At 70.2% G+C, this 16,902-nt stretch carries 11 protein-coding genes; 6 read left to right on the plus strand and 5 right to left on the minus strand.

The genetic code is table 11. The annotated features are described in order from the left end of the window. Window positions 1–483: a YkvA family protein gene (locus P0L94_08255; GenBank protein WES66055.1), complete on the minus strand. Its 483-nt coding sequence runs from the start codon at window positions 481–483 to the stop codon at window positions 1–3. Window positions 484–1,554: 1,071 nt separating this feature from the next. Between P0L94_08255 and P0L94_08260 the strand changes: the two genes are divergently transcribed. Next, window positions 1,555–2,490 (plus strand): ROK family protein, encoded by a 936-nt coding sequence (locus P0L94_08260; GenBank protein ID WES66056.1) that lies wholly within the window; start codon window positions 1,555–1,557, stop codon window positions 2,488–2,490. A gap of 123 nt (window positions 2,491–2,613) precedes the next feature. Here P0L94_08260 and P0L94_08265 read toward each other — a convergent pair whose 3' ends face one another. Genes P0L94_08265 through P0L94_08275 form a run of 3 tightly spaced genes read right to left on the minus strand, consistent with a single transcriptional unit; the run spans window position 2,614 to window position 8,170 of the window. Further along, a complete protein-coding gene (locus P0L94_08265) occupies window positions 2,614–3,969 on the minus strand; it encodes an MFS transporter (GenBank protein WES66057.1) in 1,356 nt (451 codons plus the stop codon). Beyond that, entirely contained in the window at window positions 3,966–6,938 is a 2,973-nt protein-coding gene (locus tag P0L94_08270; GenBank protein WES66058.1) for a glycoside hydrolase family 2 TIM barrel-domain containing protein, read from the minus strand. Before P0L94_08270 ends, P0L94_08265 begins: the two co-directional genes overlap by 4 nt. Continuing rightward, the gene (locus P0L94_08275) at window positions 6,935–8,170 is read right to left on the minus strand and encodes a family 1 glycosylhydrolase (protein WES66059.1); all 1,236 of its coding nucleotides are present in this window, start codon (window positions 8,168–8,170) and stop codon (window positions 6,935–6,937) included. Before P0L94_08275 ends, P0L94_08270 begins: the two co-directional genes overlap by 4 nt. Window positions 8,171–8,253: 83 nt before the next feature. Here P0L94_08275 and P0L94_08280 point away from each other — a divergent pair, with 83 nt between their 5' ends. From P0L94_08280 to P0L94_08295, 4 genes are all read left to right on the plus strand, one after another. Further along, window positions 8,254–8,877, plus strand: coding sequence for a TetR/AcrR family transcriptional regulator (locus tag P0L94_08280; GenBank protein ID WES66060.1), 624 nt, complete (start codon window positions 8,254–8,256; stop codon window positions 8,875–8,877). A gap of 131 nt (window positions 8,878–9,008) precedes the next feature. Next, on the plus strand, window positions 9,009–11,540 hold the full coding sequence (locus P0L94_08285) for a family 78 glycoside hydrolase catalytic domain (GenBank protein WES66061.1): 2,532 nt from the start codon (window positions 9,009–9,011) through the stop codon (window positions 11,538–11,540). Window positions 11,541–11,554: 14 nt separating this feature from the next. Continuing rightward, window positions 11,555–12,937: a family 43 glycosylhydrolase gene (locus tag P0L94_08290; protein WES66062.1), complete on the plus strand. Its 1,383-nt coding sequence runs from the start codon at window positions 11,555–11,557 to the stop codon at window positions 12,935–12,937. Window positions 12,938–13,169: 232 nt separating this feature from the next. Next, window positions 13,170–14,510 (plus strand): ferric reductase-like transmembrane domain-containing protein, encoded by a 1,341-nt coding sequence (locus tag P0L94_08295; GenBank protein ID WES66063.1) that lies wholly within the window; start codon window positions 13,170–13,172, stop codon window positions 14,508–14,510. Window positions 14,511–14,705: 195 nt separating this feature from the next. On the opposite strand, the gene P0L94_08300 is transcribed toward P0L94_08295, so the two are convergent. Continuing rightward, window positions 14,706–15,824, minus strand: a complete 1,119-nt coding sequence (locus P0L94_08300; GenBank protein WES66064.1) for an alcohol dehydrogenase catalytic domain-containing protein — start codon at window positions 15,822–15,824, stop codon at window positions 14,706–14,708. Window positions 15,825–15,991: 167 nt separating this feature from the next. Here P0L94_08300 and P0L94_08305 point away from each other — a divergent pair, with 167 nt between their 5' ends. Next, window positions 15,992–16,894: a LysR family transcriptional regulator gene (locus tag P0L94_08305; GenBank protein ID WES66065.1), complete on the plus strand. Its 903-nt coding sequence runs from the start codon at window positions 15,992–15,994 to the stop codon at window positions 16,892–16,894. Window positions 16,895–16,902: the final 8 nt, after the last annotated feature.

Consider the following 16,902-nt stretch of genomic DNA (forward strand, 5'->3'; position numbering starts at 1 on the left):
CTAACGGCCGCCCCGAGCGCTGTGCGACTCACCCCGATCTGTACCGTAGCCAGCGAGAGTGAGAACGCTGCGGAGTCCCGCGGGTGTGCCAGGCCAATGCCGTTCGATGGCATCCATACCGGCATGCCGGATCGCGAATCGCAGAACGATCGCGACGATGATCGCGTCATCGGCGTAGCCGAGCACTGGAATGAAGTCGGGCACGAGATCGATCGGCATCAGCAGATAACCAAGCAGACCGATCAGCCACCAACGGGTCGCGCGCGGAACTGTCGGGTCGCTGGCCAGGCGCTTCACCAGACGGATGACGTCGGGTACCAGTCGCAGGATCGATCGCCAGTCGACGTCGGAGCCGGCCCGTCGTTGCTGTATCCACAGCACGACCAGCAGCGCGACCCAGAGCAGAACAATCCCCCCGACAATCCCGAGGACGATGATCAACCAATCCGCCATCCGGATTCCCACCTTCTGATAGCGCGCCAACCAATCCAACCCCACGCGCGCGGCACACCCAACTCCCGCGGCTACCTCGATCCGGCGGAGGCGTTGGACCGGGGTCGGCTACCGGACGGACCCGACTCGCTGGAGTCAGCACGCCTCGCTATCCGCGGACTTGAGTCGATTGACCCGCGCGTGGATGCGAACGCTCGGGGTTGGTCGTGCGCGCCGCGGATCGCAGCTCATACGCTCGTCGCGACGATCGACTCGGCACGACGGCAAACACAACTTCCAGTTCTCCTCGGGTCCGCATGAGCGGGAACGCCCGCCAGTCGGCATCCGACCCGCGAGCAACCGGAATGACAACCACAGCACCATAGGGTCGCGCCGGATTGAGGTCCGTCGCAGAACCGTCAACGAAGGCCGACCCTGCATGGCTTGCATTCCCCGCGCGCGCCTTTGCACGCGCACCGAGCGCCGGCATGGGACCCGTCGCTTCGCCACCTTCGTGAGTAGGAACGTCACCTGCGAGTCCGCTCGAGCACCAATGTCGTCGACTACCTGTAGGTCCTGGCTCTCGAGTCGGCCTCCATCGATGAACGCCGGCATCCGACGCCGACGCCGGCGAGTTCGGACAATACATGGTGACGGCAGCCGCCACGGGCAGCCGCACGAGAGGCGGCTCGAGCGTGGCAACAAAATGGCAACATCTGGGCCGGAATGAGCCAGATCGGGGCACGACCAGCGGAACGAGAAACACCGGAATTCCGCGGGTTCCTCGACTCCCCCGCTCCCCAACCGGGCCCGGACGAGGTTTCCGGTACCAAAGGTCGCAGGTTCGATTCCTGTCGGGGGCACAAGTATGAATCCCTTCTGATCGGGGATGTTCCCAGAGCTTTTGATCGACCTCTCCCCGACGGGCGCTGCTCCGCGACGCCGGCACCCACACCCGCCGCCGAAGCAGGGACGGGCGACATGGAGGACGACGAGCGGCGGGTCCGGCGCCGAGACATGAATCTCGCAGGAGCGCGGTTGCCGCGTTGCGCCGGTGCAGCATCCGGAACATACATGTACTAGCGTTCCGGATCGATCCGGTTCACGCAGGCAGGAAGCTCAATGGAGACGCTCTCGCTCGCCGTAGACCTCGGCGGCACCAAGGTCGAGGCGGCGCTGGTCGCCGACGATGGCACCATCGTCGCGCAATCGCGCCATCGCGCTCCGACGGGACCGTCGGCAGGCGCCGACATCGTCGATGCCGCCGTGCGCGAGGTCGTCGAGGCGGCCCTCGCGGCGGCCGCCTCCGGTGCGAGCATCGCGGCGGTGGGCATCGGCAGCGCCGGCCCGATCGACCGGCACGCCGGCACGGTCTCGCCGCTGAATCTCCCCCTCGACGGATTCCCCTTGGTCGATTCCGTGCGCGCAGCCCTGAGAGACGACGTGCCCGTGCGCCTGGCCCTCGACGGCACATGCATCGCACTCGCCGAGGCTCGCTTCGGCGCGGCGAAGGACACCGCGGACAGCGTGTCCATGGTCGTGTCCACGGGCGTCGGGGGTGGCATCATCCTGGACGGCAGATCCGTCCAGGGAGGCTCGGGAAACGCAGGTCATGTCGGACAGCTGCGCCTGTCGTCGCGCGCACCGCGCGGCGGGGCCCGCGACGGAACGCTCGAGGAGATCGCGTCGGGACCGGCATCGGTGGCCTGGGCCCGCGATCAGGGCTGGGCCGGGACGTCGGGCGAGGACCTCGCCCGAGACGCAGCTGCGGGGCACCCTGTCGCCCGGGCTGCCATCGAGCGGTCTGCCGAGGCTGTCGGACAGGCCGTCGCGGGCATGCTCGCTCTGCTCGACATCCCGCGATTCGTCATCGGCGGCGGCTTCTCATTCGTCGCACCCGACTATGTCGCGCTCGTCGAAGCAGCCGCACACGCTGCGGCGGTGCTTCCGCGCGGGCACGAGGTTCGGGTGCTGCGGGCAGGCCTGGGCGGCGATGCACCTCTCATCGGTGCCGCATGTCTTGCTCAGGATGCACGCGCGGCAGGACCGCGCGACTAGCGGATCCGAGACCCTGTCAGCCAAACCGACGATGGACAGGTGATCGAGCTCGACACCCGCCGCGTGCAGCATGCGCGTGACGTCGTGGTCCGTGTGAGGCAACATCTGTCACCCGATTGCCACCTAGGCGGTCCGTGGACGCACCAGAACGACGGTGACGAGCCCGCCCAGCAGCGCCAACGCCCCCGACGCGAGGTAGAGCACGGTGTACTGCGCGTGCGTCGTCGCCGCCAATCCGAGCAGGAGCGGTGCGGCGAGCGGGGCGACGGCGCTCGGGATGCGCTGCGAGAAGCCGGTGATCGCCGAGAAGCGCCCCGCCTGGGTCTCTCGATGCGGCATGACATCGAGCACGAGGGCATGACCGACGGACCCGAACGCCGCGATTCCGATGTTGGCGATCAGCGCCCCGGCGATCAGCAGGGGCAGTGTCCACGCGAACGCCGAGACGACGCATCCGAGGGCGAACAGCGCCGCCGCCACGGCCACCCATGCGCGACGCGAACCCCATCGGTCCGAGATCCACCCGGCACCCAGCGCACCCGCCGACGCGGCGGCGATGCCCACCGCCGAGATCCCCGCCATGACCGCGGCCACGTCTTCGACGGGCACCCCGAGCCGTTGGGAATAGAAGTAGGTGCCGTAGGCGATCGTGAGGGAGAGTCCGAAGAAGAACAGGAATCGTCCCACCCACGCCCAGGCGAAGGCGGGATGCCGCCTCGGGTCGAACGCGAGGCTCTTCAGGAACCGGGTGATGGTCAGCGCATCGGCGAATCGCATGTGACGCGAGTCCGCCTCGTCGACCAGCAGCGCGAAGGCGAGCACGAGGACCGCCCCGACCAGGGCGGGCACGAGGAACAGCAGCAGCGAGTCCTCGGTGACCAGGCCCGCGAGCAGGATGCCGAACACGGGCGACACCTGACCGGCGAGATTCACGAGCCCCGAAACACCGCCGCGCTGCCGTTCGGGCAGGATGTCCGCGAGCAGGTTGCCGATGGACCCGCCGGCGGTGCCCCATCCGATCGAGGTCAGCAGCCAGCCCGCCGTGAGCACCGGGATGTCGGGAGCGAAGGCGAGCACCGGCACGGCCGCGAGCCCGATCACGACTCCGAGCACTGTGAAGGGACGCCGTCTCCCCCAGCGCGAACGGGTGCGATCGCTGATGATCCCCGTCAACGGCGCCGCGACCAGCGAGCAGACGGCGCCGATGCCCAGGATGTACCCCAGCGTGCTCTCGCGTCCGGGCGCCAGGTCGGACAGTCGCAGTGCCAGCGAGAACGCCATGGGCACCACGAGCGCGAGACCCGCGCCGAAGGCGCCGACGAAGATCAGCGCGATCGTCGCTCGCGGCACCGGCGGCTGTTCCGGGGGCGAGGGCGCCGACGACGCCGCCGACGCCCCCGCGGCGGCCGTCGTGACCGGGCCGGCGGCGGGCGTCGGCGCGCGATGCCCGCCGGACTGCTCCCCCGGTTGCTCGGTCATGACAAGCGCGGCGTGAGGGTGAGCTCCCAGCTCCACGCGTACTGATCGCCGATGAGCCGGTGCTGCTTCAGGGTGTCGGGGCCGAGCAGCGCGGTCCCGACACCGCGGTGCGCGATGTCGAGGTGCACGATCGTTCGCGAGCTCTCGGGGAGTCGCCACCAGTGGGTCGCGTCCTCGAGCTCGTCGATGGTGTGGCGAGACACGCTGGCGTGGAGGGGCGTCGCCGAACGCGCGCCGACCCGCCCCGCCGGCCCCGAGAGCTGGAGCTCATCCACGCCGCCTCGGGTGCCGTTCTCCTGGGGGATCAGGTACGGCGTCGCGAGCGCGTCGATCGAGCTGCTCCAGCGTCCGAGCAGAGCGGACCGACTGCGGTCCGGGTAGTTCTCCCACGGGCCGAGCCCGACCCACTCCGCGTCGTCGAATCGTCCCTCCAGCTCGAACCGGATGCCGACGCGGAGCCCGTCCCGCGTCCCCTCGGGAAGCGAAACCTCTTCGTCGATCCGGTACACGCCGTCGCCGCCCGAGATCCGGCGTCGATGAACGACCTCGTCATCCCACGCCGTGGCGTAGCGGATGGTGACGACCGTGGCGTCGTCGGCCCGGGCGACGTCGACGGACCTCGGGGTCAGCGAGAAGAACCCGGAGCGCACGAAGCGCTTGTCGAGCGCGAACGAGTTGTCGTTGTCGATCATCGCGCGCCACAGGCACAGCTGCGGAGCGGCCGCCAGCAGCGGATGCGCGATGTCGCCGGCACCCGTCACCTCGACGCCCGACCCTTCGCCGCGGAGGATGAGCGGCGTGCGCGGCAGCGCCACCTGCTCCACCGCCAGTTCCGTGCCCGCCTGCGCCCAGACGGTGTCGTGCGCGGTGAGAACCCGCAGCGACAGCGCGAGCGCGTCGTCCGCCGTGAGCTGCTGCACGATCTCGGCCGGCAGGGAGATCACCGCCTCCTGTCCCGGCTCGAGGTTGAGCGATACGGGCACCGCGGCGGATGATCCCGCGCGCGTCTCGACGCGGATCTCGAAGGCCAGATCCTCGAGACCCGCGAAGTGGCGCCGGCTGCGGACGCGGACGGTCCCGGCGAGCGCCTCGTCGGCATCCGAGATGATCCGCACCGGGCTGAAGATGCCGCGCATCTCGTACATCGCGGGTTTGGGGGTGGCGTCCGAGAAGGCGATCCCGTTGAGCATCGTGGCGCCGTCGTGAGCGGCGTCGTCGAAGTCGCCGCCGTAGCGGAAGGTGCCGTCGCCCTGGATGTCGAGCGCGTGATCGGTGAACTCCCAGATGAACCCGCCCTGGAGCGCGGGAAGGGTCTCGAACAGGCGCCAGTACTCGGCGAGGCCGCCGGTGGCGTTGCCCTGCGAATACGCGTACTCGCACAGGATCAACGGGCGGTCCGTGCGCTCGTCGGCCGCGTAGCCCTCGAGCGCCGCGAACGACGGGTACATCGGCGCGACGATGTCGGTCGCGCTGCGGCCGCCGTGCCAATCCGTGGCGATCGCGCCCTCGTAGTGCACCGGCCGAGAGGGGTCGACGCGTCGCACCCAGGCGGCCGCGGCGTCCTGAGCGGCACCGTGCCCCGACTCGTTGCCGAGCGACCAGGCGATCACGCTCGGGTGGTTACGATCGCGGAGCACCATGCGCTGCACGCGCTCGACGATCGGCAGCAGGTAGTCGGGGTCGTCGGGGATGCGCGACGCGAACGCATGCGCTTCGACATCGGCCTCGTCGACCACGAGGAAGCCGATCTCGTCGCACAGATCGAGGAACTCGGGATCGTTCGGGTAGTGCGCGGTGCGGATCGCGTTGACGTTGAAGCGCTTGAGGAGGGACAGCTCCTTCAGCATCCGCTCCCGGCTCACGACGCGACCCGTGCGCTCGTCGATGTCGTGGCGGTTCACGCCCTGGATGAGGACGCGTCGGCCATTGACCAGGAGGTCGCTGCCGACGATGCGGACGGTGCGGAACCCCGTGCGCACCGACACCACGTCGATCTCGGCGCCGTCGGGATCGATGAGCGTGACACGCACGTCGTAGAGATGCGGCCGCTCCGGCGACCACGGCTGCACCTCGACCTCGGGCACCTCCACCGTCGCCGTCCCGGCGATGCCGAAGGTGGGCATCGCCATGGAGCCGAGATTGGGGATCGCACGGAACTCGGTCGGGATGGGCGCACTCGCCGCCTTGATGCTGAGCAGGTCCATCACGTCATCGGGCAGCATCGGCGCGGGACGGCTGTCGCGCTCCTTCGCGGGCTTCGGCAGTGTGGGGGCCGCGACGCGTGCGGCGACCTCGGCCTCGACTGTGCGCCCGACCGCCTCCACGCGCACGCGGTACCCGGCCTCGCGGCGCTGCCCGAGCCCGGCGGTCTCCACCTCCAGACGGAGCGAGCCGGACGAGGACTCGTCGTCCCAGTCCGCATGCGCGACGACGTCGGCGATGCGGATCGCGGGGACCACCGAGATCCACACCGACCGAGAGATGCCCGACTGCCACCACTGGTCCTGGTCTTCGAGATAGCTCTCCGCCGACCACTTGGCGACCACGAGCTCGATGTCGTTGTCACCGTCGACGGCGAGGTCGGTGATGTCGAACTCGGCCTCGAGGTGGGAGTCGGTGCTCGGGGCGAAGGCCCGGCCGTTGACGATGACGGTCAGCTCGCCCTCGGCCGCGCCGACGTGCAGGATGAGCCGGCTTCCGTCCTCGGGCCGGAGCACGACGCGGCGACGGTAGACGCCGGTGGGGTTGGCGGCCGGGACCGCGGGAGGAACCTCGTCGAACGGCATCGGCACGTTCGTGTAGAACGGCCGGTCCTCGGGTGAGGTCATCGTCCACAGCGAGGGCACCTCGGCGGTCTGCCACGACTCGGAACGAGGCGCGTCGGGCGTCGGAAGCAGCTGGAAGTCCCACGTGCCGTCGAGCGTGATGTCCGCGGGTCGACGGACGGCGTGCATGGTCTCGCGCTTCATCGGGCGCCTCCGTTCAGGCTGTCGCCGCCGGTGCGGGCGACGTCGCCGAGCCAGGCGAAGCTCGGCTTGGGCGTGCGGGCGAACGTCTCGCGATCCACCGCGATCAGTCCGAAGGTGGGATCCCAGTGACCCCACTCGTAGTTGTCGAGCAGGCTCCAGTGCAGGTAGCCGCGGATGTCGATGCCGTCGCCGATCGCATCGGAGACGGCGCCGAGCGCGCCGCGCGTGTAGGCGATGCGCTGGTCGTCGTCCTTCGTGGCGATGCCGTTCTCGGTGATGATGATCGGGACGCCGCCCGTGACCTCCCACGTGTGGCGCACCGCGATCCCGACCGCGTCCGGTCGATACGGCGTGCCGACGAGGGTGTCGTCCGGCCGCGGCGTGTGCGCAACCGGGCCGTCGGGGCCGACGGCGATCGTGGAGTACGACTGCACGCCGATGAAGTCATCGCCGCGGGCCGCCTCCAGATACATGTCCTCCCACACCCGGCTCAGTTCGCGTGCGGTGTCCTCGCCGCCGGGAAGGACTTCGTACGCACGATTGGCGACGGTCCACCCGACCTTGACGTCGGTGCGCGCGCGGAGCACATCGCGCGCGGCGTGATGCGCGGCGATGAACCGTCGCCCGATCTCGGGGTCGGGCGGCGGGAGCTGCGGGCGCGGCCGCTCGGCCTCGGCGTCGCCCTCGATCGTGGGACTCGTCCACTCCTTCGCCGCCTCGGGATCGGCCGCGAGTCTGGCCATCCCCGTCATCATGGCGAGCATGTTGGGCTCGTTGATCGTCGCCACCCATTCCACGCCGTCGAGGATGTCGACGACGGCCTCGACGTACGAGCGGTAGCGGTCCACGGCGGAGTCGACGAGCCAGCCGCCCTCCTGCGCGAGCCACTGAGGGCTCGTGAAGTGGTGCAGGGTGACGACAGGGGTCAGGCCCGCACGCTGGACGGTCTCGATCATGCGGCGGTAGTGGGCGAGTTCGGCCCGTGAGATCATTCCCGGCCGCGGCTCGATCCGCGCCCACTCGATTCCGAACCGGTACGCGGTGTAGCCGGCGTCGGCGAGAAGGGCGACATCCTCGGCGTAGCGGTGGTAGCTGTCGCACGCATCACCGCTGAATTCCATCCCGGGCATGCGACCCTCGTTCGCCCAGAAGTCGCTGGCCGTGTTGTTACCCTCGGTCTGGTGCGGGGCAGTGGACGCTCCCCAGAGGAAGCCGTCGGGGAAATTGGTCATCGTCGATCCATCCGTGTGCTGAACGAGCACGAGCCTAACACCAATTTCGCAATCCATTGCAGTTTTCAAAAGGAGCGGCATTCATGAAGCGAGGCACCGAGCGCGGTCCGTACGCCAAGACGGCGGACGTGCGGCGGAAGATCGTCGAGGCGTGCATGGAGGCGTTCGCGGCCGCCGGCTTCCAGGCCACGACGATGGCCGAGGTCGCACGCCGGGCCGGCATCAGCCACAACGGGCTGCTCCACCACTTCCCGACGAAGGAGGACCTGCTCCTCGCTGTCATCGAGCGTCGCGACGCCCAGGTGGCGGCGACGCTGGCGGGCGCCGACGCACCCGACGCCGAGGGCGATCCCCGGGAGATCCTCGCCAGCTCGATCCGCGCGACGGCGCCCGAGACGTCGTCCGTCGCCGACCTCGAACTGGATGCCGTCCTCTCGGGAGAGGCCTCGGTGGCCGAGCATCCGGCGCATGCCGCGATCGCGGAGCGCTACGAAGGCATCCGCCACTTCTACGCACGCCTTCTGGGTCAGCTGAGCGACCAGGACCGCCTGCTCATCACCGGGAGCGACCCGGACATGCTGGCGACGATGCTCCTCGCCCTCGCCGAGGGCCTGCGGCAGCAGTGGCTGTTCGACAAGGACGGCGTCGATGTCGCCGCTTCCATGGACCTCTTCTTCGACCTGGTCGTGAAGGGCGAATCGTCCTGAGCGGTTCCTGAAATTCGTAACCAGTTGCGAAATTCGCGCTTCGGTGCTTCACTGGTGACGGGAATCGCGCTGCTCGCCTGCACGCGACGGTGACAGAACCCCCCCACGATGGCGCGGATGGAGACCCGACGATGACGCACCCCGATCACCCTCTGCCGACAGCGGCTCGATTCATCGGCGCTCCCGCAGCCCTGGGCGACGCCGCGCCGTACCTGCGCCTCTCCTTCGATCTGGAGGAGCTGCCCGTCGCCGCCACTCTGCGCGCCACGGCTCTGGGAATCGTCGAGCCATGGCTGAACGGCGACCGCGTCGGCGATGAGGTCCTCGCGCCCGGGTGGACCTCGTACCGCCACCGGGTGATCGTCTCCGACCACGACGTCACCGGCGCCCTGCGCGAGGGCGAGAACGTCCTGGGCGCCATCGTCGGCCGCGGCTGGGCCGCCGGCCGACTCGGCTGGGACGGCGCCGCGCAGTACTACACGGAGCGCCCCGCCGCGTGGCTCGAACTCGTCCTCGAGTTCGCCGACGGCTCGCGCCGCACGATCGGCAGCTCCGAGGAGTTCCGCGTGGCCACCGGTGCCGTCCTCGCCGACGACCTGTACGACGGCGAGACCTATGACGCCCGGCTCGAGCCGACGGGCTGGAGCGCGCCCGGGTTCGACGACTCGGCCTGGCATGCCGCCGAGGCGCGGGACTGGGATCCGGCGACCCTCGAGCCTCGGATCGCCGAGCCGATCCGCGCGACCGACTTCCTGCGCCCCGTCGAGATCACGACGAGCCGGAGCGGAGCGCACATCGTCGACTTCGGGCAGAACGTCTCGGGATGGGTGCGCCTGCGGGTCTCCGGTCCCGCCGGCACCGAGCTCACCCTGCGCCACGGAGAGCTGCTGACGCCCGACGGTGAGCTCGAGACCGTGAACCTCCGCAGCGCCAAGGCCATCGACCGCTACATCCTCGCGGGAACCGGCATCGAGCAGTGGGAGCCGCGCTTCACCTTCCACGGCTTCCGGTACGCCGAGATCGACGGCTGGCCGGGAACGCTGTCCGCCGACGACCTCGAGGCCGTCGTCATCCACACCGACATGACCCGCACCGGGTGGCTCGAGACCTCCGACGAGCTGCTGAACAAGCTGCACGCCAACACGGTCTGGGGCATGCGCGGCAACTTCGTGGGCCTTCCCACCGACTGCCCGCAGCGCGACGAGCGACTGGGCTGGACGGGCGACGTCAACGCCTTCGGCCCGACCGCCGCGTTCCTCTACGACGTGCGCGGGGTTCTCTCCTCATGGCTCGCGGACGTCGCCGCCGAGCAGACCGAGCTCGGGTACGTCCCGTGGTACGTTCCGCAGATCACCGGTCGCACGCAGGCGCCGACGGCCCTGTGGGGCGACGTCGTCGTCAGCCTGCCCTGGGCGATGTACCAGGAGTACGGCGACGTCGAGCTGCTCGCCCGGAGCTATCCGTCGGCCGTCGCATTCGTGGAGCAGGTCGAAGAGCTCCTCGACGAGAAGGGCCTGTGGTCCAACGGCTACCAGTTCGGCGACTGGCTCGACCCCGACGCGCCCGGCGAGCGGCCCGACCTGGCGAAGGCCGACCGGTTCCTGGTCGCGACGGCGTACTTCGCGCGGGTCTCGCGCGAGATCGCCGACATCGCCGGGGCCCTCGGCCGCACGGGCGATGCCGAGCGCTACCGCCGTCTCGCCGGTCGGGTGCGGAACGCGTTCCTCCACGAGTACGTCGCGCCCTCGGGCCGCATCGTCGACGAGTCCCCCACCGCCTACGCCCTGGCCATCCGCTTCGGCCTTCTGGAGGGCGACCGCAAGGCCCGCGCAGGAGAGCGCCTCGCCGCCAAGATCGCCGAGAGCGGCTTCCGCATCTCGACCGGCTTCGCCGGCACGCCCCATGTCCTCGACGCCCTCGTCGAGACGGGGCACGCCGACGTCGCCTACCGGCTCCTCATGCAGCAGGAGAGCCCGTCGTTCCTGTATCCGGTCACGATGGGCGCCACCACGATCTGGGAGCGCTGGGACGCGGTGCGCCCCGACGGCACCCTTCACCCGTCCGCCATGACATCGCTCAACCACTACGCCCTCGGCGCGGTCGCCGACTGGATGCGCCGCCGCATCGGCGGGCTCACGGCTCTGGAGCCCGGCTACCGGCGCGTCGAGATCGCTCCCCTCCCGGGCGGCGGGCTCACCTCGGCATCCGTCTCGCACGACACGCGCTTCGGGCGCATCGAGGCGGCGTGGCGCATCGACGGGACGGCCGCGACCCTCACGGCGACCATCCCCGACGGCGTCACCGCCCTGGTCTCGCCGCCGCTGCACCCCGATGCGCTCACCCAGGAGGTGACGGCCGGCAGCCACACGTGGACCTACGAGCTCACCGTGGCCGAGATGCCGGAGTTCGACCTGGATACCCCCATCAGCGAGATCGTCGCGTTCCCCGACGCCTGGGACGCGGCATTCGGCGCGATCCTGCAGCACCACCCGTTCCTGAAGGACTACATGCCCGAGCCGCCGCCCGCGGGGACGCCGGAGGGACAGATGTCGCTGCGATTCATGCTGAGCCAGATCCCCGGATCGGGCCCGACCGTCGAGGCGGACGTGTACCGTGCCCTGCAGGACGCCCGGGCCCGCTCGCTGCCCGGCGCCCTCGTCTGATCGGAGAACGAGGAATGGTCGACCTCGCACCGCACGTCGGCTCGGCTCACGGGCGCAATCCCGTTCTCCCGCTGGACGTCCACATCCCGGACGCCGAGGCGCGTGTCATGCCGGACGGACGGCTGTACCTGTACGGCAGCCTCGACGAGCGCGAGGACCGCTACTGCAGCGGTCGGTACCGCGTGGCCTCGACCGCCGATCTGCGCGAGTGGACGATGCATCCCACGTCGTTCACCACCGACGACGTGCCGTGGGCGGGTGTCGTCCCGCCGTCCGGCCGGTCGTTCCTCGACGGGGTGACGTCGTACGACGAGCTTCCTGAGTACGCGCGCGCGATGCTCCCACCCGGAGCGATGGACGTCCCGTTCGAGGAGTTCGCCGCGGGTGTGCGCGCGGCGACGGCCCAGCGCCAGCCGACCGAGCCCCTGCTCTACGCGCCCGACGCGATCGAGCGCGACGGCCGGTACTACCTGTACTTCTGCATGTCGGACGACAGCGAGGGCGTCGCGGTCGCCGATGACCCCGCTGGGCCGTTCGCCGATGCCACACGCCTGCCGATCTCGCAGATCGACCCGGCGGTATTCGTCGATGACGACGGCCATGCCTATCTGTACTGGGGACAATTCTCGGCGAACGTTGCGCGCCTGAACCGCGACATGATGTCGATCGATGAGTCCTCGATCGTCAATGGTCTGATCACCGAAGCCGAACACCACTTCCACGAGGGCTGCTCGATGCGCAAGCGCGACGGCGTCTACTACCTCGTGTTCGCCGACACCTCCCGCGGCAAACCCACCTGTCTCGGCTACGCCACCAGCACGAGCCCGCTCGGCCCGTTCGAGTACCGCGGCGTCATCATCGACAACGCCGACTGCGATCCGGAGAGCTGGAACAACCACGGCTCGATCGAGTGCGTCGACGGCCAGTGGTACGTCTTCTACCACCGCTCCTCGCGCGGGTCCTCGAGCATGCGACGCGTGTGCATCGAGCCCATACGGTTCCTCCCCGATGGGAGCATCCCGGAGGTCCCGATGACCTCGCAGGGCGCCGGCGCCCCCTATGGACCCGGCGAGACGATCCCCGGCTCGTCGGCGTGCTCGGTCACGGGAACCGCCCGGATCGCCCCCGTCGCGGAGGGCGAAGCCGTCGTCGGGTTCGCCGACGGCGACACGGCGATCTTCCGCTACGTCGAGAGCGAGGTCGCCATGCGCACCGTCCACGTCGACCTGCGCGGTGCGGGCCGGATGCTCGTCCTCGCAGACGGGACGCCGCTCGCCGAGGTCGACGCGGGCGCGGCCTCGACTCCGATCGACCTCGCGCCGGGCCGCCATGAGATCACGGTCCGGGCACGTGGCCCCCAGGGCCTCGAGCTGATCGGACTCCGTTTCGACGTGTGACGAGCGCGCGCTCCGATCTCCCCGGACGACCGCAAGGGCGCGTCCCCGCCCCCACTGCGGACGGCGACGAAGGACCGCGCCTGCTCCGCAATATCGGGTACTATGTATCCATATTTAGTCGCGCCGACGGCGACCGGTCGGTCCCGCCGGACGTCGACGGCCGGAGGCGATCATGTCCGCGACGGCGGAACGGAGCACGGGGACGCCCGCGCTCCCGCGACGAGGACGCGGCATGGGTCGCATCCGGCCGGGCACATGGGCAGCGGCGGCGGTGCTGCTGGCTCTCGCCGCGAGCACGCTGGCGATGGAGGTCCCCGCTCGCGGGTGGAGCGCAGGCTTCGGGCTCCTCGCCGGCACGCTCAGCTACGCCTTCATGGCGATCACCCTGCTGCTCGCCATACGCCGCCCCGTGCTGGAGCGCCTCTTCGGGCCACTCGACCGCGTCTATCGCGCGCATCGCCTGCTGGGCGCCGCCACCGCGGCGGGACTGGGCATCCACCTCCTGCTGCGCAACGACCCCGAGGTCTCGCAGGCGATCGACCTCGGCACGGTGGTGGCGTTCCGACCGCTGGGTGTGGCCGGGGCGATCCTCCTCGTCATCTCGGTCGTCCTCGCGCTCGTGGTCAGGATCCCGTACCACCGCTGGCAGCCGGTGCACATCGTCACCATGGTGGTGTTCTCGCTGCTGACCGTGCATGCGCTTCTCGCCTCGAAGGGATTGGGGGCGACCCCGGCGTTCGCGATCTCGGCAGGGATCTTCGCCGCCCTCGGAACCCTGAGCATGGCGGTCAGACTCGTCGACAAGGCGCGCGGCGGCGTCGAGTACGAGGTCATCGCGACCACACGGACGGCGCGCGAGGTGGAGATCTCCCTCTCCCCCGCGGGACGCCGGACCATCCTGCCGCCGACGGCCGGCCAGTTCGCGTTCCTCACGGCCAGCCCAGGCGGAACGCGCGAGACGCACCCGTTCACGCTCAGCAGCGCGGCCGGGGGCCGCGAGCTCTCCTTCGCGATCCGCGCTCTGGGCGACTGGACCGGACGCGTGCGGGATGGGCTCGCCGTCGGTGACCGCGTGCGGGTGGACGGACCGTTCGGAGCGTTCGCCCCCAGCACCGATCCCGGCCGCACGGGCCCGCAGGTGTGGCTGGCCGCCGGCGCCGGAGTGACGCCGTTCGCCTCTGCGCTGCGGACCGCGGCATCCGAATCGTCCGCGGAGGGTTCGGACCCCGCAGCCGTGGACCACGCTCACGTCGAGATGATCGTCGCGGCGCGGGACGCCGCCGATGTCCCGTGCTGGGACGACGTCGAAGCCGCTGCGCAGAGACTGCCGTGGGTCACGCTCACCACCGCGTTCAGTGCGGACGGGATGCGCCTGGACGTGCCGACGATCGACGCCGCGATCCGGCGCCAGCCCGCGGGGACCGAGTGGTTCATGTGCGGTCCCAGCGGGCTGACGTCGGTGGTGGCTCGCCGGCTTCGTGCAGCCGGCGTTCCGCGCAGCCGCATCCAGCGCGAGATCTTCGACTGGCGCTCCCCCCGACTGCGGTTCGGGCTCCCCGGTCGCACCGCGTGACATCCGTGTGGCGACCCGGAAGATCGGGGTTGCAGGACGAGCGCGGATAGATGTCGCGGATGCCGTCGGGCACGGCATCAGGGTCGAACGAGGACCCGGCTTCCAGGAGGACCACGCGCGCGCCCTCATCGATGAAGCGTCGCGCGATGAGACAGCCGGCGGTGCCGCCGCCGACCACGACGACGTCTGCACCGGTCACGCGGGGCGTCCATCCGCCGACGAGGGCTCCGGCAGGTCGAGCATCACCTTGATCGCTCCGCCGCGCCGTTCGATGAACGTCGCGAAGGCCTCATCGATCCGCTCCAGCGGGAAGCGATGGGTGATCAGCCTGCCCAGCGGCAGCCGACCCCGCCCCGCGAGGGCGACGGCGCGAGCCACCGACCCGCTTCCTTCCCCTCGGACCGTGCGCAGCGTGATCCCCGAGGTGACCGCGCGATTCAGATCAGCCGTGACCGGCACGCCGAAGAAGCCGACGAGGACGACGTCGCCGCCGCGCTTGCACATGAGCAGCGCGGGGTCGACCGCCGCGGCGGACCCGGAGCACTCGAGGACGACGTCGGCCCCGATGCCGTCCAGGCTCGCGCGCACCTGCCCCACCGCATCCGGACGGCGACCGTCCACGACCATGTCGGCCCCCAGCTCTGCCCCGATCAGCAGACGCTCTTCGCGCGTTCCGACGAGGACGACCTTCGCGGCTCCGAGCTCCCGGGCGATCTTCACGGCGATCAGTCCGACCGGCCCGGGCCCGATCACCACGACGGTCGCCCCGACGAGCATGCGCGGCAGGACGTCGAAGGCGTGCATCACCGTGCCGGCCGTCGTGAGCAGCACCGCCTCGTCGAAGCTCACCGCGTCGGGAAGCCGGGTCAGCGTGGAGACATGGTTGAGGGCGTATTGGGCGAATCCACCGTTCACCGTCATCCCCTGAGCCCGGTGCCCTTTGGATCGGGCGCCGTAGTTGAGGCAGTCCGTGTACGCGCCGCGCAGGCAGTTCGCGCACCGCATACAGCCACGATGCGCTTCGGTGACCACTCGATCTCCGGGCGCGAACTCGTCGACGGCGCTCCCGACCTCGGCGACGACGCCGGCGTACTCGTGCCCGGGAATGAAATCGGCGCTCGGAGGTCGCCCACCCTCGAAGAACGCATGGCTTCGGATCTTCACATCGGTGCCGCACAGGGACGCCCGCCGGACCTCGACGAGGACCTCTTCGGGACCCGGCACCGGTCGCGGGACCGCGCGCACTTCGATCTCGCCGGGGTCTCCCAGCACCGCTGCCGTCATCATCGTCGAAGCCAAGGCATCCTCCGTCACGCGCACCCTTGCGAACCCGTACACAGAACCACGAGGCCGATCCCGACGTCCAAGATGCAGATCGTGCGCCGCCCATAGTCGCCATCTATGGGCGCGTCGGCATGCGCGCGAACCTGCCTGGCATGTCCTCTCGATCGGCGCTCTGCCCGGTCGCATAGGCTGTGCCGATGAGGTTGCGTCAGCTGGAGTACTTCGCGGCGATATGCGACCAGGGATCGTTCACCGGTGCGGCGCAGGCACTGTTCGTCGCCCAGCCGTCTCTGTCGCAGCAGATCCGCGAGCTCGAGCGCGAGCTCGGCACGCCGCTGCTCGAGCGAAGCCACCATGGCGTCTGGCTCACACCCGCGGGGCGTGAGTTCCTGCCGCACGCTCGCGCCGCCGTGGAGGCCGCCGAGGCGGGGCGGCGAGCGGTCTCGCGCGTCATCGAGGGCGTGGTCGGCGAGATCACGGTGCTGACCGTCGGCTCGGTCGCTGCGAACGTCCTTCCTTCGGGCCTCGCCCGGTGGCGCGAACAGTCACCGTGCACCGTCCTGCGTCTGCATGATTTCACCCACCGGCGGGATCTCGAAGCAGCCATGCGCGGGGGCCGCGGCGATGTGGCGGTGGGCCCGCGACCCGCCGAGTGGGACGGCGATGTCGTCTCACTCGGATTCGAGGAGCTCGTCGTCGTCGGCAAGGGACCCTTCGACCGCGACGCCGTCGACGGGCGCACTCTCGAGGCGGCCGACTGGGTCCACTTCGAAGCGGAGCAGGGAATGGGCGATGTGGTCGACTGGGCCGCGTGGTCGCTCGGCATCACTCCCCGTGTCGTCGTGCGTGTGGGTCAGGTGGCGGCGGCTCTGGGGCTGGCCATCGAAGGTGTCGGGCTGACGATCGTTCCTGCCAACGCCGTTCCCCTCGGCTGGAGCGAGAACGTCCGCTCCGCCCAGCCGCGCCTCTACCGGGAGCTGGTGGCGTACACGCGTGGCGCGGCGTCCGCTCCCGCCCGCAGCTTCATCGAGACGATGACATCGGTGGATCTGCCGATCGCGGCATCCGCCGAGCTGCCGCTCGGTTCGCTCACGCTGTAGCGCGTCCC

This window comes from Microbacter sp. GSS18 (assembly GCA_029319145.1).
Lineage (GTDB): Bacteria > Actinomycetota > Actinomycetes > Actinomycetales > Microbacteriaceae > Microbacterium.